Source organism: Saccharibacillus sacchari, assembly GCF_037722395.1.
Taxonomy (GTDB): Bacteria; Bacillota; Bacilli; order Paenibacillales; family Paenibacillaceae; genus Saccharibacillus; species Saccharibacillus sacchari_A.
On record NZ_JBBKAR010000035.1, the window covers coordinates 40,110 to 61,670 of the forward strand.

Annotated in this window: 18 protein-coding genes; 16 read left to right on the forward strand and 2 right to left on the reverse strand. The window is 54.8% G+C overall.

Going from position 1 to position 21,561, the window contains the following annotated elements; translation table 11 throughout:
- The 12 genes from dnaB (at position 1) to greA (ending at position 15,119) form a co-directional block, all read left to right on the forward strand.
- Complete coding sequence (gene dnaB, locus WKI47_RS13720; RefSeq protein ID WP_340227708.1) at positions 1-1,365, forward strand: replicative DNA helicase; 1,365 nt, start codon at positions 1-3, stop codon at positions 1,363-1,365.
- A gap of 817 nt (positions 1,366-2,182) precedes the next feature.
- Positions 2,183-3,469, forward strand: coding sequence for an adenylosuccinate synthase (locus WKI47_RS13725; RefSeq protein ID WP_340227709.1), 1,287 nt, complete (start codon positions 2,183-2,185; stop codon positions 3,467-3,469).
- Between the two features lie 227 nt (positions 3,470-3,696).
- Positions 3,697-5,355 carry a M23 family metallopeptidase gene (locus WKI47_RS13730; protein ID WP_340227710.1) on the forward strand — a complete coding sequence of 553 codons (1,659 nt, stop codon included), beginning with the start codon at positions 3,697-3,699 and terminating at the stop codon, positions 5,353-5,355.
- Between the two features lie 529 nt (positions 5,356-5,884).
- The gene (gene yycF, locus WKI47_RS13735) at positions 5,885-6,628 is read left to right on the forward strand and encodes a response regulator YycF (protein WP_340227711.1); all 744 of its coding nucleotides are present in this window, start codon (positions 5,885-5,887) and stop codon (positions 6,626-6,628) included.
- 3 nt (positions 6,629-6,631) lie between these two features.
- Positions 6,632-8,494: a cell wall metabolism sensor histidine kinase WalK gene (gene walK, locus WKI47_RS13740; RefSeq protein WP_425355462.1), complete on the forward strand. Its 1,863-nt coding sequence runs from the start codon at positions 6,632-6,634 to the stop codon at positions 8,492-8,494.
- Position 8,495: 1 nt separating this feature from the next.
- Complete coding sequence (locus tag WKI47_RS13745) at positions 8,496-9,794, forward strand: YycH family regulatory protein (protein ID WP_340227712.1); 1,299 nt, start codon at positions 8,496-8,498, stop codon at positions 9,792-9,794.
- 45 nt (positions 9,795-9,839) lie between these two features.
- Positions 9,840-10,577, forward strand: a complete 738-nt coding sequence (gene yycI / locus WKI47_RS13750) for a two-component system regulatory protein YycI (protein ID WP_340227713.1) — start codon at positions 9,840-9,842, stop codon at positions 10,575-10,577.
- 38 nt (positions 10,578-10,615) lie between these two features.
- Positions 10,616-11,431, forward strand: coding sequence for an MBL fold metallo-hydrolase (locus tag WKI47_RS13755; protein WP_340227760.1), 816 nt, complete (start codon positions 10,616-10,618; stop codon positions 11,429-11,431).
- Positions 11,432-11,588: 157 nt separating this feature from the next.
- Entirely contained in the window at positions 11,589-12,818 is a 1,230-nt protein-coding gene (locus tag WKI47_RS13760) for a S1C family serine protease (protein ID WP_340227714.1), read from the forward strand.
- Between the two features lie 333 nt (positions 12,819-13,151).
- Positions 13,152-13,322 (forward strand): CxxH/CxxC protein, encoded by a 171-nt coding sequence (locus WKI47_RS13765; RefSeq protein ID WP_340227715.1) that lies wholly within the window; start codon positions 13,152-13,154, stop codon positions 13,320-13,322.
- 174 nt (positions 13,323-13,496) lie between these two features.
- Complete coding sequence (locus WKI47_RS13770) at positions 13,497-14,564, forward strand: YdcF family protein (protein ID WP_340227716.1); 1,068 nt, start codon at positions 13,497-13,499, stop codon at positions 14,562-14,564.
- 75 nt (positions 14,565-14,639) lie between these two features.
- Entirely contained in the window at positions 14,640-15,119 is a 480-nt protein-coding gene (gene greA / locus WKI47_RS13775; protein ID WP_340227717.1) for a transcription elongation factor GreA, read from the forward strand.
- A 99-nt stretch (positions 15,120-15,218) separates the two neighbouring features.
- On the opposite strand, the gene WKI47_RS13780 is transcribed toward greA, so the two are convergent.
- Positions 15,219-15,686 (reverse strand): MarR family transcriptional regulator, encoded by a 468-nt coding sequence (locus tag WKI47_RS13780; RefSeq protein ID WP_340227718.1) that lies wholly within the window; start codon positions 15,684-15,686, stop codon positions 15,219-15,221.
- A gap of 235 nt (positions 15,687-15,921) precedes the next feature.
- Here WKI47_RS13780 and WKI47_RS13785 point away from each other — a divergent pair, with 235 nt between their 5' ends.
- The 4 genes from WKI47_RS13785 to WKI47_RS13800 all read left to right on the forward strand — a co-directional run bounded on the left by WKI47_RS13785 (position 15,922) and on the right by WKI47_RS13800 (position 20,421).
- Entirely contained in the window at positions 15,922-16,881 is a 960-nt protein-coding gene (locus WKI47_RS13785; RefSeq protein ID WP_340227719.1) for a zinc-binding alcohol dehydrogenase family protein, read from the forward strand.
- A 229-nt stretch (positions 16,882-17,110) separates the two neighbouring features.
- Positions 17,111-17,590, forward strand: coding sequence for a 23S rRNA (pseudouridine(1915)-N(3))-methyltransferase RlmH (rlmH, locus tag WKI47_RS13790; RefSeq protein ID WP_340227720.1), 480 nt, complete (start codon positions 17,111-17,113; stop codon positions 17,588-17,590).
- A 119-nt stretch (positions 17,591-17,709) separates the two neighbouring features.
- Positions 17,710-18,798, forward strand: a complete 1,089-nt coding sequence (locus WKI47_RS13795; protein WP_340227721.1) for a 5-methyltetrahydropteroyltriglutamate--homocysteine S-methyltransferase — start codon at positions 17,710-17,712, stop codon at positions 18,796-18,798.
- 132 nt (positions 18,799-18,930) lie between these two features.
- The gene (locus tag WKI47_RS13800; RefSeq protein WP_340227722.1) at positions 18,931-20,421 is read left to right on the forward strand and encodes an aldehyde dehydrogenase family protein; all 1,491 of its coding nucleotides are present in this window, start codon (positions 18,931-18,933) and stop codon (positions 20,419-20,421) included.
- Positions 20,422-20,598: 177 nt separating this feature from the next.
- Here WKI47_RS13800 and WKI47_RS13805 read toward each other — a convergent pair whose 3' ends face one another.
- Positions 20,599-21,498 carry a phosphotransferase gene (locus WKI47_RS13805; RefSeq protein ID WP_340227723.1) on the reverse strand — a complete coding sequence of 300 codons (900 nt, stop codon included), beginning with the start codon at positions 21,496-21,498 and terminating at the stop codon, positions 20,599-20,601.
- Positions 21,499-21,561: the final 63 nt, after the last annotated feature.

Consider the following 21,561-nt stretch of genomic DNA (forward strand, 5'->3'; position numbering starts at 1 on the left):
ATGAGCGAGGATCTCTTTTTCGACCGGATTCCGCCGCAAAATCTGGAAGCGGAGCAGGCCGTGCTGGGCGCGGTATTGCTTCAGGCCGAGGCACTGATTACCGTCATGGAAAAGATCACGGCCGACGATTTCTACGACAAGTCGCACCAGATGATATTCGAGGCTATGGTCCAGCTCGGGGAAGAGAGTCAGCCGATCGATCTGGTGACGCTAACCTCGCTGCTCAAGGATAAAGGACAGCTGGAAGATCTCGGCGGGGTCAGTTATTTGTCCAAGCTGGCACACGGCGTTCCGACAGCCGCTAACGTTGAGTATTATGCGCAGATGATCGAGGAAAAAGCGATGCTGCGCAGATTGATTCGTACGGCAACGCAAATCGTCAGCGAAGGCTATACCGGCGGCGAAGATGTCGGCGCGATGCTGAGCGACGCGGAACGTAAAATTCTCGAAATTTCGAACCGCCGCTCAAGCGGCGGTTTTATCGCGATTCGCGACGTACTGATGGAAGTATTCGACCGTATCGAAATTCTTAGCCAAACAGCGGGCAACACCGGAACGACGGGCATACCTTCGGGCTTCGTCGATCTGGACGGCATGACCGCCGGATTCCAACGCAACGACTTGATCATCCTGGCTGCGCGTCCTTCCGTTGGAAAGACGGCTTTTGCGCTCAATGTCGCGCAGAACGTCTCGGTTCGCGCCGGCGAAACGGTCGCCATTTTCAGTCTGGAAATGTCGGCGGCCCAGCTTGTTCAGCGGATGATCTGTGCCGAAGCTAACCTGGACGCAAGCGTCATGCGGACAGGCGAGTTCAAGAACGACGAAGACTGGACCAAGCTCACGATGGGGATTGCGTCCTTATCGGAAGCCGAGATTTATATCGACGATACGCCGGGCATCACGGTAGCGGATATTCGCTCCAAATGCCGCCGTCTCAAAAAAGAGCGCGGACTCGGCATGATCGTGATCGACTACTTGCAGTTGATTCAAGGCCGCGGCAAAGCGGGCGAGAACCGTCAGCAGGAAGTCTCCGATATCTCGCGTACCTTGAAGCAGATCGCCCGGGAACTGGAAGTGCCGGTTATCGCCCTTTCCCAGCTCAGCCGGGGCGTCGAGCAGCGTCAGGACAAACGCCCGATGATGTCCGACCTTCGGGAATCCGGCTCGATCGAGCAGGATGCCGATATCGTCGCGTTTTTGTACCGGGACGATTATTACAATGCCGATACGGAAAAAAAGAACATTATCGAGATCATTATCGCCAAACAGCGGAACGGGCCGGTCGGCACGGTGGAGCTGGTGTTCTTGAAAAACTTCAACAAGTTCGTCAATTATGAGCGGGCGCACGATTCATTCGCCGGGTGAATTTGAGGTCTCCGATTGCCGAAAAAGTTTACGTAGGCGCGGGAAGCGAGAAGCCTCCGAGAGAAATTCGTTCAAGCCGCTGTCTCACTCGGAAAAGGGATTAGATTTTAATAAGGAATTTTCCGAGTTCAAAGGCGTCTTTCACTGAATTTCTCTCTCCGGCTTCTCGCTTCCAGCTACGTTGGACTTTGTCGGCACTTTGAGACCAACAATAACCCGGCTTTTTTAAATAAGGGTAGAAAAAGGCACCGGACATCAATCGTCCGGTGCCTTTTCGCTGCGCGCCGAAAAGTAATCCTCCAGCTTTCAAAGAATTGGTGATTTTTCTTGTTAAATGCTGAGCCGCAAAAGCGGCGAAGCCATTGTCTTCTCCCGCTTATTTACCGCCGAGGGAAAGCCTAGCGGAGGGAGAGTTCTGTAGAGGAAGCCTTTGAAACCGGGGAATCTCCTTTTTTATTCTAATCAGAAATTCCCCGGTTGAGACAGCGCCCGACACAGAACTCTCCCGCAGCGCCTCTTTCCCTCCCACCCCCACCTTTTTCCGAACATTAAATTTACATCATCCCTGATTTGTTCGTTATTTATTTGACTTTGAAAAAACGGGCTGGTACACTATTACTGCTGCGTTAAAGCAGCATAAGGAGCGTTTTTCCCTTTTTCATGGATGGTAACGAGGTACGAAAAAGCGCGAAAAGGCCGTCTCCGCTCGTCCGTTAGCACGCTTCTCTGTTGGTATTTTCCACTGACGAAATTCCTGCCGGGATAGAGGACGGACGACCAAAACAAAGGTGCAAAGGCACCCACGGAGGAATGTAAAATGTCAACAGTAGTTGTAGTGGGAACGCAGTGGGGAGACGAAGGAAAAGGCAAGATCACGGATTATTTGGCGGAAGGCGCCGACGTTGTCGCTCGTTACCAAGGCGGTAACAACGCGGGCCACACCATCTTGATCGAAGGCAAAAAATACAAATTGACGATGATTCCTTCGGGCATTTTCTATACGGATAAAGCCTGCGTGATCGGCAACGGGATGGTCATCAACCCGAAAGCGCTGATCGAGGAAATCAATTATATTCACGATAACGACTTCACGACGAAAAACCTGTCGATCAGCGATCGCGCGCATATCATCATGCCGTACCACATGGTGCTGGACGCGTTGGAAGAAGAGCGCAAAGGCCCGAACAAGATCGGCACGACAGGCAAAGGCATCGGCCCTTGTTACATGGACAAAGCCGCTCGCACGGGTATCCGTATGGCGGACCTGATGGATGCGGAAGAGTTCGAATTGAAGCTGCGCCATCTGGTGAAAGAAAAGAACCATATTATCGAGCAAGTTTACGGCGGCGGTACTGTCGACGTGGAAGAAATCCTCAAAAACTATCTGGAATATGCCGAAATCCTGCGTCCTTACGTTTGCGATACTTCGGTTGTCCTGAACGAATATATCGATGAAGACAAAAAAGTGCTGTTCGAAGGCGCTCAAGGCGTGATGCTCGATATCGACCAAGGTACGTATCCGTTCGTCACTTCGTCCAACCCGTCCGCGGGCGGCGTGTGCATCGGATCGGGCGTAGGCCCGGCGCGCATCAACCAAGTGATCGGCGTGGCAAAAGCGTATACGACGCGTGTCGGCGACGGTCCTTTCCCAACCGAGCTGCATGATGCAATTGGCGATACCATTCGCGAAACGGGTCACGAGTACGGTACCGTTACCGGCCGTCCACGTCGCGTCGGCTGGTTCGACACCGTTGTGGTTCGTCACGCAAGACGCGTCAGCGGCATCACGGGACTGTCCCTGAACTCGCTCGACGTGCTGACGGGTCTGGATACGGTCAAAATCTGCACCGGCTACAAATTCCGCGGCGAGATCATTTCGCACTATCCGGCAAGCCTGAAGCAACTGGCAGAATGCGAAGCGGTCTATGAAGAAATGCCAGGTTGGAGCGAGGATATCACAGGCGCGAAAACGCTGGAAGACCTCCCGGAAACGACTCGTAATTACGTTAACCGCGTCAGCGAACTGACAGGCATTCCGATTGCGATCTTCTCCGTTGGTCGTAACCGCGAACAAACAAATCCGGTCCTGCCGATCTACGTATAAACCGGACGAGCTTGCCTGAGTGTCACGTTTTGTCCGTAAAAAAGTTGGTTAGAAAACTCCAAACCCGCGCCCGGCGCGGGTTTTTTGCTATTTAGCAAAGTTGAATTGTTCGCTAGCCCTGTGGTACAGTAGACAAAGGTTTTGAAAAGGTTAAAATTTTGACACTATTTGAGCGTAATGTTGAAGATGCGCAGTATAAAGTAAGTTGCCATTCAAAGGAGAAGATCATGAACAGTTCGAACAATAAAAGCCAGGGCGAGGCGGCAGCTTCCGAGAAGTCGGAAATGCAGCAGGAAAGCAAAATCGTCGTGGTCGGGGGAAGATCGAAAAGGACTCGTCGCTGGGCAGCGGGGATCGTCGGCGGCGTTGTGCTCGCGGGCGGACTGACCTTCGGCGGATTCAAATACGTAGAAGCGAATACGTACACCTACTATACCGTTTACTCGGGAGATACGGTGATCGGAACGATTGCCGACAAAACCGAACTCGACGAGCTGATCGCGAAAAAGCAAAAGGCGTTCTCGGAACAATACCCGGGCGCGGATATGAAGCTTTACGCAGATAGCATTCGCACCGAGGAGATGCAGGGCTATAAAGCCGTGCCGGATACCGAAGCGACGCTAAGCAAACTGGACGGCACGATCAAAGCTTACGCTACAGGTGCCGAACTTGTCGTGAACGGAAAAGTCGTAGGAATCGTCAAAGACGAAGCCACGGCGAAAAAGCTGGTCGAAAAAGCGAAAAACTCCTACATCGAAGAAGGCACGCAAACCGACGGAACGGCTACGAAAAAGCTCGCTTCCACCGGAAGCGCATCTTCGAGCGACGGTTCGACGTCCAAGCTGAATTCGATCAAGATCAACGACAAGATCACGTATACCGAAACGAAAACGTCGCCGACGCGCATCCTGAGCGAAGACGAAGCCTATAAATTGCTGACGATCGGCGAAAAAGATCCGATCACCTACACGGTCGCCGAAGGCGATACCGTCAGCTCGATCGCCGCGCAATTCGGCATCACGCAAGACGAGATCTACGCCAACAATTCGGATATCAAAGAGTTCACGCTTCAGATCGGCGAAGTGCTGCGGATTACGCTGCCGGACCCGGCGATGACGGTCACGACGGTCGAGTCCGTGTCCGAACTGATCCCGACCGCGCCGGAAATGGTCATTCGCCATAACTCCGAACTGGCCGCAGGCAAACGCATCGTCGCTTCCCAAGGCAAAAGCGGTTCGAAGCGCGTCGATTACCGTTTGACCAAAGAAAACGGCGAGATCGTGCGCGAAGAATGGATCGGCCAGGAAGTCGTACGCCGTTCGGCTCCGATCATTATCGTCAAAGGCACGAAAGTAATCGTCGAAGAAAAGCCGGTAGTTGAAGAGCAGGTCGAAGAAGCCGTATCGACAGCCTCTACCGAGTCGACAGAAGAATCTTCTTCCGAGTCCTCTTCGGATTCTTCCTCTTCCAACTCGTCCGACGATTCCTCAAGCTCCAATCAAGAGGAAGTCACATCAAGCGGCAGCGGCTTCAGCTGGCCCGTCAGCAGCGCTTCGATCTCCAGTACGTTCGGAACCCGCTGGGGCAAACTGCACGCCGGCATCGACCTGACAGGCCCATCCAACATCATGGCGTCCGCTCCGGGCACCGTTACCTACGCCGGACAAATGAATGGCTACGGCAACATTATCATCATCAGCCACGGCGACGGTTACGAGACCCGCTACGGCCACCTGAGCAGCATCGGCGTCAGCGTCGGCCAATCCGTTTCCCGCGGCCAATCGATCGGCGTCATGGGCAACACCGGCCGCTCGACCGGCACGCACTTGCACTTCGAGATCCGCCAAAGCGGCTCCCCTCAAAATCCTTTGTCTTACTTGCCTTAAAGGCGAGAATACATCGGCTAAGGGCATTCCAGGCTGATCATGATCTTGAACGAGAAACGAAGAAATACCATGAAATTCAATAGTAAGCATGACCAAAAGAGATAAACAGCCGAGCCTTATCCATTCGACGAAGCTATTCCTATCCCTTGATCTTCTCTTCTTCTCTCTTCTCTAAAACAAAGCGCCGCCGTCATTTTCCGGCGGTGCTTTTATGTCTTGGATTTTTTATTTAAAAAGGCTGCTAGCGGAGGGGAATTTCAGTGTAGGAGCTACAGTCTTTTCGAAGAAAAGGCGCTTCGGAAGCATATGCTTTAGTTCGCTTTTGCCTTGGGAAAGCTTCCTACTCATCCAATCAAAGCTTCCCCAAGGCAACACGCGACCGAAACGAAATTCCCCCGGAGCCCCCGCCTTTGTCCCATAAATAAGAAGTTCAAGACATCCCCGCGCCCCCGGAACCTTTTCCGTCGGCGCTTTTTCCCGTCTCCTATGGTAAAATAACGAAGAATCAAAGCAGGGGGGCTGAAAGAAAATGCAGGGTAAAATCCTGGTTGTCGACGATGAACAGCCGATTGCGGATATATTGAAATTCAATCTCGAAAAAGAAGGCTACCAAGTCACCTGCGCGTTCGACGGCATCACCGCCGTCGAGCTGGCGCTAAGCGAGCAGCCGGATCTGATCCTGCTCGACCTGATGCTGCCGGGCAAAGACGGCATGGACGTCTGCCGCGAAGTCCGCGCCAAGCTGCCCGTGCCGATCATCATGCTGACCGCTAAAGACGGCGAGATCGACAAAGTGCTCGGTCTGGAGCTGGGCGCCGACGATTACGTCACCAAGCCGTTCAGCACGCGCGAGCTGTTGGCGCGGGTCAAAGCCCAAATGCGTAGACACCAGCCGGGCGCGCCTTTGTACGCCGGAGCAGGCGGACCGGGCATGGTGGCCGAAGCGCCGAAGCGTCAGGGACTGACGGTAGACGCCCTTTTTATCGATACGGATATGTATATGGTATACAAAAACGGTGAGCAGCTTGATCTGACGCACCGCGAATACGAGCTCGTTTACTACATGGCGAAAAACGCGGGCAAAGTCATGACGCGCGAACATCTGCTGCAAGCGGTCTGGGGCTTCGAATATTTCGGCGACGTGCGCACGGTCGACGTGACCATTCGGCGGCTGCGCGAAAAGATCGAAGACGATCCGAGCAAACCGGAATATATTCTGACCCGGCGCGGACTCGGCTATATGATGCGTTCCAACAAGCCGGGAGGATTTTGACGGATGCTGCGCAAAGCGTCTTTTTTCCGTTCGGTACAAGCCAAGTTGATTATCGTCTACATGCTGCTGATCCTGATCGCGATGCAGCTGATCGGCGTGTACTTCGTCAGCGCGATGAAGACGTCGCTGACGAACAATTTTACCAACGATCTGAAAGAACAAGCCGAGCTTCTGTCCGTGTTGGCCGGGCAAAACTGGTCGGGCAGCGGAGAAGCGGCCGAAGACAAAGCGGCAAGCCTGCGTACGCTAGTGGACAACTTTTCCAGCATGAGTAGCGGCGAGATTCAGGTGCTCGACGTGAGCGGCCGGGTGCTGATCACGTCGTTGTCCACGCATGCCGATCTGGTCAACAGCAAAAACACGCAGACCGTCGTCAGCCGCGCGCTGCAAGGGATCGACGATAACGAAGAATATATTATCGACGAAGACAATCTGCGCAAAAAGGTCGTCGCCAAACCGGTGTTCAGCGGCGGCAAAATCGTCGGGGCGATCTATATCGTCGCTTCGATGCAAAGCCTGTACGACACGATGCAGCGGATCAACAGCATCTTTATCTCCGGCGTGCTGATCGCGCTTGGCCTGACCGCCGTGCTGGGCGTCATTTTGGCCCATACGGTCACGCAGCCGATCAAAGAAATGACCAAGCGGGCGACAGCGGTCGCGGAAGGTCGTTTCCATGTGCGCATGCCCGTGTTCGGCAACGACGAGATCGGGCAGCTCGGCGAAGCGTTCAACCATATGACGAGCCGTCTGCAAGGCGTGCTGTCGCTCAACGAAGAAGAAAAAGAAAAACTGGCGTCGATCCTCACCAACATGAGCGACGGCGTGATCGCGGCGGACGAATCCGGCTCGGTCATTTTGGTCAATCGGGTCGCCAGCGCGATGCTCGGAATGCGGGAGATGGACATCATCGGGCGAAGCATCTCGGAACTGCTGGATCTGCCGGAAGAAGACGAAGAGCTGCCGTCCGCCGGACTGCGCAGCATTATCCTCGGCGGCAGCGGCGGTACGCCCGATTCGCCCGGCGGACGCGACGGAATCGGCGATATGACGATCAAAGCGACGCTGAGCCCGATCCATCGCCGCGAAGGCGGCACGGAGATCGGCGTTAGCGGCACGATCGCGGTACTGCAAGACATTACGGAGCAGGAACGATTGGATACGCTGCGCCGCGAGTTCGTGGCCAACGTCTCGCACGAGCTGCGCACGCCGCTGACCACGATCAAAAGCTACACCGAAGCGCTGGAAGACGGAGCGCTCGACGACCGGGCTTTGGCGGGGCGTTTTGTCGGCGTGATCCAAAACGAAACGGAGCGCATGATTCGCCTCGTCACCGATCTGCTCCAACTGTCGCGCATGGATTCCAGGGAAACGCTCGTGCGGCGCAAAAAAGCGAACTTGTTCGAGCTGATCGAAGAAGTCGCCGAACGCTTCACGTTTCCGCTGCGGGACAAAGGGATCTCGGTATCGCTCAAAGCCTCGCCGCAGCTCGGTTCCGTCAATGTCGACCGCGACCAGATCGATCAGGTGCTCGACAATGTGGTGTCCAACGCGATGAAATATACGGCGGACGGCGGCAAAGTCACGCTGGACGCTTACCCGCTCGAAGACGGACAGCGTTACGCGGTCGTGATCGCGGATACCGGCATCGGCATTCCGAAGGAAGAGCTGGGACGGATCTTCGAACGTTTTTACCGGGTAGACAAAGCACGTTCTCGCGGCATGGGCGGCACGGGCCTCGGTCTGGCGATCGCGCGGGAAATCGTGGAAGCGCACGGCGGGGATATCGCGATCGAATCGGAGCTGGGACAAGGCACGCGGGTAACGTTCACCTTGCCTGCCCATATCGAAGGAGGCGGGGACTAACGTGAAAGAGCAGCTCAAAACGGCGGCACTCACCCTCCTCGTCGCCGTCAGCCTGGTGCAAAGTTATCTGTTGATCTACCGGTTGCCCGGCACGGGATCGGTCGTCGTCTCGTCGGCGGGCTACGTGCGAACCGACGAGATGGGCGAGCAGCTGAACGTGGAAGATACGCTGTATCCCGACCGGATGATCATTCATATGGGCGAGGACAAGCATACGATTTTTTATCCGAATTCGGCTTTTTACAAGCTGATCTATGCACGTATTCAGGCCCGGGACTTTGCGGCGTTTCAATTGCAACCGACATCCGGCGAAGACTGGGAAAAGATCGCGGCCGACAATCCGGGGATCGAGCTGTCGTTCGGAACGGGGCTTCCGGTACCTTTGCTGCAAAAAACGATGCGTTTGGCTGCCGATCCGACTTTCGAGACGGCCGATATCAATCGGATCTGGATATATACCGGAGCGGGCGAAGAGAAGCCGAGAGCCTTTTTCTTCAGTTCGAACGGTCAGGATATCTATGAAGCGAAGCAGCTCGACCTGACCGTGCAGGACGTGCTTCAGCATGTGGCGTTTGGCGAAGAATGGACCCCGTACACGCCGCTGAAAAAGCATACGCTATACGTTCCGTCCAAGCCGATCGTATTGGCGGAAGCGGTACTGGAGACCGATTCGTTCACCAGCGACCAGATGCAGCGCAATCTGTTCGCCGATCCGGCCGTGACGCGAAATATCCATGAACAGGACGGGTCGGAAATTTATACGGACAGCAAGCGGAGTCTTCAGATCGAGGACGAAGGGCGCTGGATGACGTACACCGATCCGGCGGCGGTTCCGGCGATCCGGGCGGACGCGACCGAAAGCGTGCTGTCCGCGGTCGACTTTATCAATCAACATGGCGGTTGGAACGGTACGTACCGGGCCGAACTGACGAAAGGCAGCGATCAGGATTCGAATGCGGATCTCAGCGTGCGTTTCCAGCAATATTACGGTTCGCTACCGATCTTCGGCAGTGGGACGGTCCGCTATGGGTATATGGATCTGGTGCTTCAGCAGGGTACGGTCTCGTTCTACGAGCGCTCGCTGCTGGAAACTCCGCAAGAAGGCGAACAAGGGCCGCAGTATACGTTGTCCGGCGGCCAGGATCTGATCGATCGGATCGCCAAAGTCGAAGAAGTGCACGGCTTGAAAGTGACCGACCTGTATCCGGCGTACACGCCGCGCATGAACGGCGATACGTTGCGGCTGGTGCCGGGTTGGGTAGCGGTGTTGTCCGACGGCACGAACGCGACATTTAACTAATCCTATAATCGGTCGGAGCCGGCCGGGTGAGAGGGGAGGCGGAACATGGATTGGGGAAGGGCCAAAAATGTCTTAATCTACGCATTCCTGCTGCTGAACCTGGTGCTCGGCTATCAGCTGTGGAGCGATTACCGCGAGCAGCAAGGGGCTAACCTGGGCTTCGATTCGCTCAGCGAAAGCACGCAGCGGGCGATGGAAGACAAAAATATCCAGGTGCTGACCTCCGTTCCGGCGGATACGCCGAGTTTGCCGAAAATCTCTTACCGATATACCGAGAAGCTTCCGGAAGGTCCGGTGCAGCTCGCGATTCCGGCGGACAGCAAGCTCATTTTCACCCCCGGAGAGTTGGTATCGGCATTGAAAAACGAAATCCCGCAGATCGGCGATTACAGCTACGACGCGTTTGCAGGCAGCAGCGAAGACGGATCTTTCACGCTGCATCCGCTGTTCGAAGGACAATGGCCGTTGTTCAACGCGGATCTGGAACTTTTTTATACCGATCAGAAGATTACGGCTTACCTCGGTTCCCCGGTACAGATTCAAAATGCCGGAGGCGAAACGGAAGTGCTGCCTGCGCAAAAAGCACTTGGGACGCTGGTCGAAAATTATTTGCCGGACGGCTCGGTAGTCAAAGAGATCACGCTGGGCTTTTACGGTCAGACGTTCGATTCGGAGACCCAGGTGGCTGCGCCGGTATGGCGGTTCACGGTCGAAAACGGCGATCCGTCCGCGTACAGCGTCTATTATGTGCAGGGAGCGAGCGGAGACGTCATCAGTCCCTGAAGCAGCAAGAGCAGGAGAAAAGGAGATCAACCATGAGTATGGGAATGCGTTTTACCGTTTTGTCGAGCGGATCGACAGGCAATGCGACCGTGATCGAGTTGGGCGGCACGTCGATTCTGGTCGATGCGGGCCTCAGCGCCAGAAGAGTCGAGGAGCTACTGCGCGAACGCGAAGTGTCGCCTGAGCAGCTTAGCGGCATTCTGGTCACGCACGAGCACACGGATCATATCAAAGGCGTCGGCGCGCTGGCGCGCAAATACAAAATGCCGATCTACGCGAACGAAAAAACGTGGGAAGGCATGAAAAAATACGTCGGACAGATCGAGCCGGAGCAGCGCAAAATTCTCGAAACCGGCGCGGCGATCGACTTCGGTTCGCTGCGCGCGGAATCGTTCGGTATCTCGCATGACGCGGCGGAGCCGGTCGGTTATACGTTCGACGACGGCGTCCACAAGCTGAGCCTGGCGACCGACCTCGGTTATATGAGCGAAAAGGTCAAGGAGGCGATCTACGATTCCGACGTGCTGGTGCTGGAATCGAACCATGATATCGAGATGCTGCGCATGGGACGTTACCCGTGGAACATCAAACGTCGCATCTTGAGCGATATCGGCCATTTGTCCAACAACGCGGCAGGCGAAGCGCTCAGCGAGCTGCTCAACGGCCGTTTGAAACGCACGTATCTGGCCCACCTCAGCCGCGACCACAATATGATGGATATCGCGAAAATGACGGTGCGCTGCTCGATGGAGGATTGCGGCATCTTTTTCAAAGATAGCGAGTTCGAACTGCGCGATACGTATTGGAACATGCCGACGCCTTGGGACGAGGTAGGCAGCAAAACGGGCGAGTAGGTCAACAAGACCGGGACGCGTCGGCGTTGCCGGATCGGCAAAGCTTGCGATACGTTTCGAAGTCGGCGGGAAAATCGGCGTCGGCATCGCGGCAATCGGTTTAATGAAGAACAGGCAGAAGAACATGCGGCGCATACGGATGGAAGGGTGAATGCTTATGGGGCTGTTTGACGATGAATATTATGGCGGGAGCGGAAAACGGCGCGGATTCAGCGAGCGCAGTCCTCGCCGCGGCCGGAGAAGTTCCGGCGGCTACGAGTCCAACGGTCGTCGCTCCGGCGGTACGCGCGCTGTCGCTTTTAGCGCGATTCTCGCTTCGCTGCTTACGGCTCTGCTGCTCAGCGGCTTGTTTGCGGGCTTTGTGTTGCCGCGAATGAATACGACAGCCATCTCGGCAGGCTCCAATCCTTACGATCGAATCGTACAGGCCGCAGCCGCGGTCCGGCCAGCGGTCGTCAGTATCGTGAGCCACCGAACCGCGGGCGATACGTCGCCGGACAACGCGGCGCTCGGTTCCGGCGTTATTTTTCAAAAAGAAGGCGGCAAAGCGTACGTGATTACCAATCACCACGTTGTCGCGGGCGCGGAAGAACTGCAAGCCGTACTGGTCGACGGAACAAGCCTGACCGCGAAGCTGGTCGGCTCCGACGTGATTACCGACGTGGCGGTACTGGAGATCGACAGCGCCAAAGTCGCCGCCGTCGCGCAGATCGGGGACTCCGACACGCTGGATCTCGGTGAGACGGTGATCGCGCTCGGCAATCCGCTCGGGCTCGGCGATACGCTGACCTCCGGCATCGTGAGCTATCCGAAGCGGGTCATGCCCGTGTCGCTCAACGAAGACGGCGTTTACGATTGGGAACAGCAGGTCATCCAGACCGACGCCGCGATCAACGAAGGCAACAGCGGCGGCGCTCTGGTCGACCTCGACGGCCGATTGATCGGCATCAACACGATGAAGATCGCCAGCACCGGCGTCGAAGGCATCGGCTTCGCCATCCCGATCAACCAGGTCATGAACGCGGCCGAAGAACTGCTGACGACCGGCAAAATCACCCGTCCTTACCTGGGCGTCTATTCGCTCGACCTGAACAACCCGTACTCCCCGATGGACGAGGACCAGGTCGAAGAATTGAAACTGCCGAGCGAAGTCGAAAAAGGCGTCGTCGTCCTCGAATCCCTCGGCCCCGCCAAAGACGCCGGCATCCAGCTCAACGACGTGATCGTAGGCTTCGACAACCAATCGATCGATTCTACCCTTATGCTCCGCAAATACCTTTACGGCTACAAAAAAATCGGCGAAAAAATGAAAATCAGCTACTACCGCGACGGTAAAAAACAAACCGCGACCGTGACGCTAAGCGAACGCCCGGAAGCGACGCAGTGAGCGTTGAAAACTCGGAAGAAGAGAGTTTTCAGATAAGAGATCGCAAGCGGAAAATAAAACAAATCATAAAGTATCTTGATCGTTAGATAGAAACGTAGTTCTATAATAGAAGTAATGAAATAATTCTCTTTTGTCTTAACGAGGGATTTTGCAAGAGTAAAGGCCAAGCGGCAGCGATAAAAATTCAGTGCAGGAACGAAGTGTTCGCCTTTGAAATTGGGAAAATACAACTTAAAGTATAATCATTTTTCCCAATTTCAACACGCGACCGAAACGAATTTTTATCGCAGTCGCCCACGGCCATTTTATCTAAAAAGTCAGGAGTGTCCTCTATTGTACTGTGTCTGCAAACAACATATCGAAACCGCGCTCGACCAATTTCTCGCCGAATACGAAGACGCCGCGCCCGATCTCGTGAACCTCAAAGAAACCGAGTTCTCCGACTGGGACCCGCCGCTCAAATGCGCGCATTGCGAAGAATCCGCCGAAGTGCTGGTCGTTTAAACGTCAGCTTGCCGTATCCGAAGTTCGGCGTTGTGCATGAAGCGTTCGCCGAACCGTTTTTCCGAATCCAACTTCATAAGATCGACGGACAGGCCGCCCGCGCAATCCGGCAACGCCGGTATTCAGCCGCGAGCGGTCTTTTCGCCGACTGAACGAAAGGAGCCTGAACGAACGATGATCCTCCTTTTTAGCTACGGGTTGACCACCCTGGTTTTGCTCGGTTTTGCTATCTCGTACGTGCGCGACAAGCGCCGAATCCGCGTCGGGATGCTGCTGACGTTCGGGCTTTTGCTGCTGGCGTTTTCCCTGATGATTAGCCTCATTCAGGTTGCCGACGATAATTCCGCTGTCCGATACGCGGCTGCGCTAGGTGCGCTAGGCTTGGTCGTGCTGCTGCCGCTGCTCGTCGTAGGCGCGGGAGCCGGACTGATCTACAACGCGCGCATTTTATGGAGAAAAGAAGGACTGAAGCCGAAAAACCTGCTCACGCTGGGACTGGGTTTGCTGATCTTTGTGTTTTTGGGCCTGATGATTACGACTCCGCTATGGACGACGCAGGGCGAACTTGCGCTCCCGATCGCGATCGTGGCGACGATTACGGCTTATTTGGGTTTTGTGTTCCTGTGTTACCTGGTCTCGTGCGTATTGTACAACCTGGTGCGCCCACGCGCTCCGCGCGATTATATCGTTGTGCTCGGCGCGGGGCTTAAAGGCGATAAAGTCACGCCGCTGCTCGCCGGACGGCTGAATCGCGGCATTGCCTTTTACAAGAAGCAGGAGGCTCTGCCGTACGTTCCGCCCAAGTTCGTCGTCTCCGGCGGCAAAGGCTCGGACGAAATGATCTCCGAGGCCGCCGCAATGCGCAATTATTTGCTGGAGCAGGGCATACCGGACGAGTGGATCATCATGGAGGATCAGTCGGTCAATACGCTGCAAAACATGAAATTTTCGAAAAAAATCATGGACGAGCAAAGCGGCGAAGGCAAGTATACGTGCGTGTTCGCGACCAACAACTTCCACCTGTTCCGGGCGGGGGTGTATGCGCGTAAAGCCGGACTTAAAGCCGACGGGATCGGTTCGAAAACAGCCTTTTACTACTTGCCGAACGCTTTTATCCGCGAGTATATCGCGATCTTGACCATGTACCGGAAATGGCATCTGTTTTTTATCGCCACGATCGTGTTGATGTATGCGGCCGCGGCCGGGCTGTTTTGGTGGGTCGAGCAGAAGGTGGACGTATAATTGACGAATGTTAGATTGTTGACGCGAAAAAGAGTACACTAGATAAATAAGAATTGTAGTGAGGTGAGCACAAGCATGGCAGAGGAAGAAGTAGTATTGACACAAGAAGGATTCGACAAGCTCCAAGCGGAGCTCGACGACCTCAAATACGTGAAACGCAAAGAGCTGGCGGCGCGCATCAAGCTTGCGATCAGCTACGGCGACTTGAAAGAAAACAGCGAGTACCATTCGGCCAAGGACGACCAAGGGTTTATGGAGACTCGCATTATGATCTTGGAGAAAATGCTGGTCAAAGCACGGATCGTGGATACAAGCGATAACGATTCCAGTGCGATCGGCGTCGGCTCGAACGTGGTGTTGAAAGACATCGAATTCGGCGACACGTTGGATTACCAAGTCGTCGGACCTGCGGAAGCAGACGTGGCAAACGGAAAAATCTCGTATGAAAGCCCGCTGGGTAAAGCCCTGATGGGCAAAGCGGTTGGCGACAAGATCGACGTCGAAGCGCCGATGGGCATGATTCATTACGAGTTGTTGGAGATTAAAGGGCTGTAAGCAGTGTGTTAAAGAGTTGCATCGGAAAAAGAAGACGGCCCGACCGCGCGTTTGCGCGAGGAGGTCGTCTTCTTTTTGCTGTCTTTCGGCATAAGCCGCTCAGCTCGGCCTGCTTCGTGCTTCGGCGACTTTGAGAGCCAGCGAAGCAAGCTGTTCGCGCTCGGTTTCCGTAAGTACCCCGGCCAGTTCGCCGATCCGGCGCTCGATCTCGCCGCCGATCTCGCGCGCAATCCGCCGTCCGTCTGGCGTCAGCCTAACGTTGAAGCCGCGCCGGTCTTCCGGCGAAGGAATGCGCTCGACCAGATGGCGGCGTTCGGCGCGGTCGATAAGGCCGGTGATACTGGATTTGTCGAGCTCCAGGCGTTCGGCCAGTTGCTTCATATTCGGCTCGCGGTCGCGCAGGATGCCGAGCAGACGAAGCTGGATCGGCGAGAGATCGTACATGGCGCCCGAACGGCCCAGCACCGATTGTATCACGTACGATAGCTGGGCGAGGCTGTCTACGATCAAAGAAGTGTTTTCAGGGCCGGACGGTTGCGAAGTAGGGTTGGAAGTCTCGTTATTCATAAGCGTTCACTCCGGATTGTGTAATGGGTTTGGCGGGTTCTTTCGTCATTATAACATAAAACAGTTGACTTAGTACGTGGAACAAACTATATTGTTTGTTAGACAAACTAAAATATGAGTTTCCGCCAGGAATGAGCTTCGAAACGCGAAACTCGGCGAAATTCAACCGGCGGAAAAAAGTAAAGCTTCGTCGACAGCGCCAACTAGACGTTACCTATCCAAGGAGGAATTATTGATGAATGCAGCCGTAGTAAGATCTTTTGGTTCGGCTCCAAAGTATGAAAGCTTTGAGGCGCCGCAGCCTTCGGACGACCACGAAATGCAGGTCGAAGTTCTGGCATCGGCTCTGCATCTGCGCGTTCGCGGGCAGGCGGACGGTTCGCACTATACCAGCACCGGCGAGCTGCCGCTGATCCCCGGTGTCGACGGGGTCTGCCGTTTGCCGGACGGAAGAACGGCGTATTTTGTTTCGCCTGATACGGCATACGGCGCGATGGCCGAGCAGACGGTCATCGATTTGCGCCGCTGCGTGCCATTGCCGGAAGGCATCGATCCGGTGCAGATCGCCGCGGCGATGAACCCGGCGATGTCCGCCTGGGTGGCGCTGCGCCGCCGCATCGACTTTCCGCCTGGTGGGCAGGTGCTGGTGCTAGGCGCAACCGGCAGTTCGGGGCAGATGGCGGTCCGGATCGCCAAGCTGTTCGGCGCAAGCCGGGTAATCGGCGCGGGTCGCAATCCAAAGCGCCTGCAGGAACTGCTCGGCATGGGAGCGGACGAAGTCGTGTCGCTGTCCGGCGACCCGGGGGAAGTGTCCGCCCGTCTCGCCGAAGCGGCGTCCGAAGTCGATATCGTTATCGACTATCTGTGGGGACACGTGGCGGAGCTTGCCATGCTTCCGTTACTGAAACGGCGCTCCGACCGTAGCCGGGCGCTGCATTGGATCGAGATCGGCTCAATGGCCGGCGCTTCGGCCTCGATTCCTTCCGCCGCGCTGCGCTCGGCCAATTTTCACCTGATCGGTAGCGGACAGGGTTCTGTCACCGCTGCCGGCTATCTCGCTGAATTCCCGGCACTGATTGAAGCAATCACGAGCGGCAAACTGTCTTTGAACACTCGGACCGTACCGCTATCTGAGGTTGAAGCGGTCTGGCAGGAGCCGGCCGACGCTGCGCGGCGTGTTGTGTTTGTGCCTTGAAGATGTCTGAATGACCCTTCAGGAAGGGCTTATAGAAATACGAAGCAAAAAGCTTTTACGCGGATCGTGCGTTCGGTAAAAGCTTTTTTGTCGTGGAGAAAAACGGCTAAGACATGCCGGCGTTTCGGTTGCTGCGGGAATGGCCCGCTGCCCTACAAAGAGCTTGGACAGCCCGTAGGCTAGACGGTATAGTGAAAGGTAGACAAATGAACGGATTACGGGAGGACTTATGTTTATTCAAATCATCGGAGTCGGCAAGTTAAAAGAAAAGTATCTGGTTCAGGGCATCGCGGAGTACAGCAAGCGGCTGACGCCGTATCTCAAGCTGCAAATTATCGAAGTACCGGACGAGAAAGCGCCGGACAGCTTGAGCGACGCGGAAGTGAAGATCGTGAAAGATAAGGAAGGCGAGCGGATTCTGAGCCAGATCAAGCCGGATGCCCACGTGATCGCGCTGGCACTGGACGGGAAAATGTGGAGCTCGGAAGATCTGGCGTCGGAGCTGGATAAGCTTGGGACGTATGGGAGCAGTCATGTGGTGTTCGTGATTGGTGGGAGTCATGGGATCGGGGATGAGGTACTCAAGCGTGCGCAGCAGAAGCTGTGTTTCGGGAAAATGACGTTGCCGCATCAGTTGATGAGGTTGGTGTTGGTGGAGCAGGTGTATCGGGCGGTGAAGATTAATAGGAATGAACCGTATCATAAATAACGGACATGAGCCCAGCTATCACCCAACCATATGACTAGACATGTTTTTTTCCTATAACAACCCTCCTCTCCGTACATGGTATACTCATTAGAACCAAAAACGCAGAAGGAGTACTTCATATGATCCCTTTCAGACACGACCATGTAGGCAGCTTTTTACGCCCTGCGGACTTAACCCAGGCGCGCGAACAATATAGATCAGGCAGCATCACGCACGACGAACTAAGAGCGGTGGAAGACCAAGAAATCATCCGCATCATTGAAAAGCAAAAGGAAAACGGCGTTCTCGCAGTCACGGACGGCGAATTGCGCAGAAGCTGGTGGCATTTCGATTTCTTGGGCGGTCTGGACGGCGTCGAGTTGTTTGAACAAATCGATGGCCCGAAATTCCACAACATGCAGACGCGCAAAGGCGGAATCCGCGTAGACGGCAAAGTCGATTTCTCGACGCATCCTTTCGTGGAAGACTTCAAGTTCGTGCAGCAGCATGCAGGCGACGCTGTAGCGAAACAAACTATCCCGAGTCCGAACATGCTTCTATATCGTTTGGAAAAAGACGCCAACACCTACTACACAGACAATGAGGCGTTCATTCAGGACACAATCGCGGCGTATCAAAAAGCGATCCAAGCCTTCTACGATGCCGGCTGCCGTTACCTCCAACTGGACGACACGGCTTGGGCCGATCTGTTCTCGGAAGCGGGTCATGACAAGCTGCGCGCCAAAGGCATGGAACCGGCAGCAGAGTTGAAAACGATGCAGCGCATGATTAACGAATCGCTGGCTCACAAACCGGCCGATCTCGTGGTGACGATGCATATCTGCCGCGGCAACTACAAATCCAATTACTTCTCCACGGGCGGCTACGACTACGCTTCCGAAGTGATCTTCGGCGGTTTGGACGTAGACGGATTGTTCCTGGAATTCGACGACGAGCGCTCCGGCGGTTTCGAATCGTTGAAGCACGTCAATCGCAAAGATTTGAAAATCGTACTCGGCCTGCTTACGTCCAAAACCGGCGAGCTGGAAGATAAAGAACAAATCAAAGCCCGCATTGCGGAAGCCGCAACCTATGTGCCTCTGGAGCAGCTTTGCTTGAGCCCGCAGTGCGGATTTTCCTCGACGGAAGAAGGCAATATTTTAACGGAAGACCAACAATGGCGCAAGCTTCGCTATGTCAAAGAAATCGCAGACGAAGTGTGGGGTTAAGATCGTCTCAGATTAAATAGTAGGATTTCGTTCGTCTGAAACGCGCATGGTTCTAGTGCGATTCAGACGGACGTAACCTTTCAGCTAATGAGACGATCCGTCTTTGCCATTCAAATAACGGAGGGATATCAAATGACAACTCAAGCCAGCCCGGAGGCTATTACCGTCGAAGCGTTAATTAACGGCCAGAACGTAAAGTCCCTTTCCCAATCTGCCAAAGAGAATCCGGCCAACCCAACCGAGATTGTGGGCTACTTCCCGGACACGACGCAAGAACAAGCCGTTGAAGCGATCGAGGCGGCGGCGGTTGCGTTTAAAACGTGGAAAAAAACCAGTATCGAAGAACGCGTAGCCAGCATGCGCAAAGCGATCGAGAAGATCCGGGCAGCCGAGAACGAGATCGTGAACCTGCTGTCCAGGGAGCACGGCAAACCGCTGTATGACGCGCACGGCGAGATTTATGTGGCGTTGATGTGGATGGAGTTTACTTGCAACGAAGCGGCGGCGGCTCTGCAAGAACAAGTTACCGAACACGATCACGGAAAAACGATTCTGTCTTACGATCCGATCGGCGTCGTGTCCGCGATCAGTCCGTGGAACTATCCGATTGCGTTGTCCACGATCAAGATCGCTCCTGCGCTGCTAGCGGGTAACGCGATCGTGCTGAAACCGAGTCCGTACGCGCCGCTGGCGGCAGCGAAGGTAGCGGAGATCATCGCGAGCGAGTTCCCGGCCGGCGTGATCAACGTGGTACATGGCGGTGCGGACGTGGGTGTTGAACTCACGACGAATCCGAAAGTGACAAAAATCGCCTTCACAGGCGGTACCGAAACAGCCAAGCATATTATCAAAGCCGCTTCCGACACGATCAAAGACATGACACTGGAGCTTGGCGGCAATGACGCGGCGATCTTCCTGGAGAGCTTTGACGTGAACGACGAACGCGCGATGCGCCGGATTGTCGTGTCCAACTTCCTGACGACCGGCCAGATCTGCATGATCGCCAAACGCGTCTATGTGCACCGTTCGATCTATGACGCGTTCGTGGACAAATATATCGAAGCGGCAAACCGTTGGATTCGTATCGGAGATCCGTTTGATCCCAAAACGACGGTAGGCCCGGTAAACAACCTGAAGCAAAAAGAGTATGTGTCGAGCCTAGTCGAAGACGCGAAGCAGCGCGGGGCGAAGGTTACTCCTCTCGGCACGATTCTGGATCAGAAGCTGTTTGACCAAGGCTACTACCTTCAACCTACGCTGGTTACCGGTTGCGACGCGCATGATCCAATCGTCGTGGAAGAGCAGTTCGGCCCTACGGTTCCGATTTTGCCTTTTGACGACGAAGATCAGGTCATCACTCTCCACAACGAAAGTATCTACGGATTGACGAGTTCGGTATGGGGAGCGGAAAAAGAGGCGATCGCCGTAGCGCGTCAACTCGAAGCCGGCACGACCATGATCAATACCGCTGCCGTGCAAGGACTCGACGTTCGTTTCCCGTTCGGCGGTTTCAAACAATCCGGTATCGGCCGCGAATACGGCACGGAAGGCATTCGCACGTACACCGAGCCGCATGTAATCAATGTGCCGAACATGCTGGATCTGCCTTATATTCCGGAGTAACAGCGATACGCGCTAACTAAACGCCCTGTTTATCGATTCTCAAGAATCGGTAAACAGGGCGTTTTTTGACCGAAAGTCAGTCCGTTTTACTTACTGGCTCAAGCAAGCTCAGGCTGATCTTCAATTAACCTATCGATTCCCGAACTGCTCTCCGCTAACGAGACTCCGACGGCAGATTTAAGACATTTCTCGATAAAGCTGCTTCGCATCGTTTAGCAGATCAGGAATCCAAGCGTCAGACCCCGGAATGATCGCCGTGCCGCCGTGGACCAGCCAATGCAGCGTTTTGATCAGCCAACAGATTCCGCCGATCGGAAGCTGCCGGCGCAGATCGTTGATATGAAGATCGGATGCTTCCAGAAAGGCCGAGAGCATTTCCGTTCTTGCCACCTGACTGCGAAAGCTCGCTTCACCCAACAAACAGTAGAGGTCGCCGAGATGAGGACTTAGGTAAGCGTTGGGCCAATCGATCGGCGCGATGCCGTTTTCTTGGATCACTAGGTTTTTGGCATGATAATCATGATGGATGATCGAGTTCGGAACCGTGCGGTAGAGTTTTTCCAAAGGATCAGGCAGCTTTTTTGCGAGTTGGGAAAGCACTTCGTTTCCTGCCAAATGTTCGGAATTCAATAAGTCGTCCAACAGCTTCAGAAAATCCTCCGCGGAAACGTAATGAGCGTCGATGGTTTCCGGAGAAATCTTTCGGTCTAAAAGGCGTGATGCCCGCGTTCTTAATCTTGCCAGTTCTCTCGCCGCTTCAAGGAAATGAGCAGGATGCGGCTGTTGTTCCACATTGTGCTCGCCGACATCTTCCATGACCATAACTCCGCTGTTCTCCAGTTGAACGAATGCCAAGATTCGAGGCGCTTTGATTTGCAGAGGCTGAACGAGGTTCCGATAAATGCCGGCTTCTCCGGCCATCTCGCTCCCGCCCCATTTCACGATGCGCGTTTCGCCGTCGGCGAGCTTGATCCGGTAGACTTCTGAAAGCGTCCATTTCCTCAATAACGACCATTCTGCCGCTTCATTCAGTACAGGGATTTTCGAGCTATATTCCGAAAAGCATGCAGGAATCATTGCAATGCTCCTTTCGCGGACTTCATGTTATTCGTCTATTTTACATAGGTGACGCCAAAGAGA

What these genes read in the sequence shown, in the direction of transcription:
- WKI47_RS13800 (WP_340227722.1), top strand. Translation starts at nt 18,931, where the DNA reads ATGACAACTCAAGCCAGCCCGGAGGCTATTACCGTCGAAGCGTTAATT.
- WKI47_RS13780 (WP_340227718.1), bottom strand. Translation starts at nt 15,686, where the DNA reads ATGAATAACGAGACTTCCAACCCTACTTCGCAACCGTCCGGCCCTGAA.
- WKI47_RS13760 (WP_340227714.1), top strand. Translation starts at nt 11,589, where the DNA reads ATGGGGCTGTTTGACGATGAATATTATGGCGGGAGCGGAAAACGGCGC.
- WKI47_RS13785 (WP_340227719.1), top strand. Translation starts at nt 15,922, where the DNA reads ATGAATGCAGCCGTAGTAAGATCTTTTGGTTCGGCTCCAAAGTATGAA.
- WKI47_RS13725 (WP_340227709.1), top strand. Translation starts at nt 2,183, where the DNA reads ATGTCAACAGTAGTTGTAGTGGGAACGCAGTGGGGAGACGAAGGAAAA.
- WKI47_RS13730 (WP_340227710.1), top strand. Translation starts at nt 3,697, where the DNA reads ATGAACAGTTCGAACAATAAAAGCCAGGGCGAGGCGGCAGCTTCCGAG.
- WKI47_RS13795 (WP_340227721.1), top strand. Translation starts at nt 17,710, where the DNA reads ATGATCCCTTTCAGACACGACCATGTAGGCAGCTTTTTACGCCCTGCG.
- greA (WP_340227717.1), top strand. Translation starts at nt 14,640, where the DNA reads ATGGCAGAGGAAGAAGTAGTATTGACACAAGAAGGATTCGACAAGCTC.
- rlmH (WP_340227720.1), top strand. Translation starts at nt 17,111, where the DNA reads ATGTTTATTCAAATCATCGGAGTCGGCAAGTTAAAAGAAAAGTATCTG.
- WKI47_RS13755 (WP_340227760.1), top strand. Translation starts at nt 10,616, where the DNA reads ATGGGAATGCGTTTTACCGTTTTGTCGAGCGGATCGACAGGCAATGCG.
- WKI47_RS13805 (WP_340227723.1), bottom strand. Translation starts at nt 21,498, where the DNA reads ATGATTCCTGCATGCTTTTCGGAATATAGCTCGAAAATCCCTGTACTG.
- WKI47_RS13770 (WP_340227716.1), top strand. Translation starts at nt 13,497, where the DNA reads ATGATCCTCCTTTTTAGCTACGGGTTGACCACCCTGGTTTTGCTCGGT.
- yycI (WP_340227713.1), top strand. Translation starts at nt 9,840, where the DNA reads ATGGATTGGGGAAGGGCCAAAAATGTCTTAATCTACGCATTCCTGCTG.
- dnaB (WP_340227708.1), top strand. Translation starts at nt 1, where the DNA reads ATGAGCGAGGATCTCTTTTTCGACCGGATTCCGCCGCAAAATCTGGAA.
- yycF (WP_340227711.1), top strand. Translation starts at nt 5,885, where the DNA reads ATGCAGGGTAAAATCCTGGTTGTCGACGATGAACAGCCGATTGCGGAT.
- walK (WP_425355462.1), top strand. Translation starts at nt 6,632, where the DNA reads ATGCTGCGCAAAGCGTCTTTTTTCCGTTCGGTACAAGCCAAGTTGATT.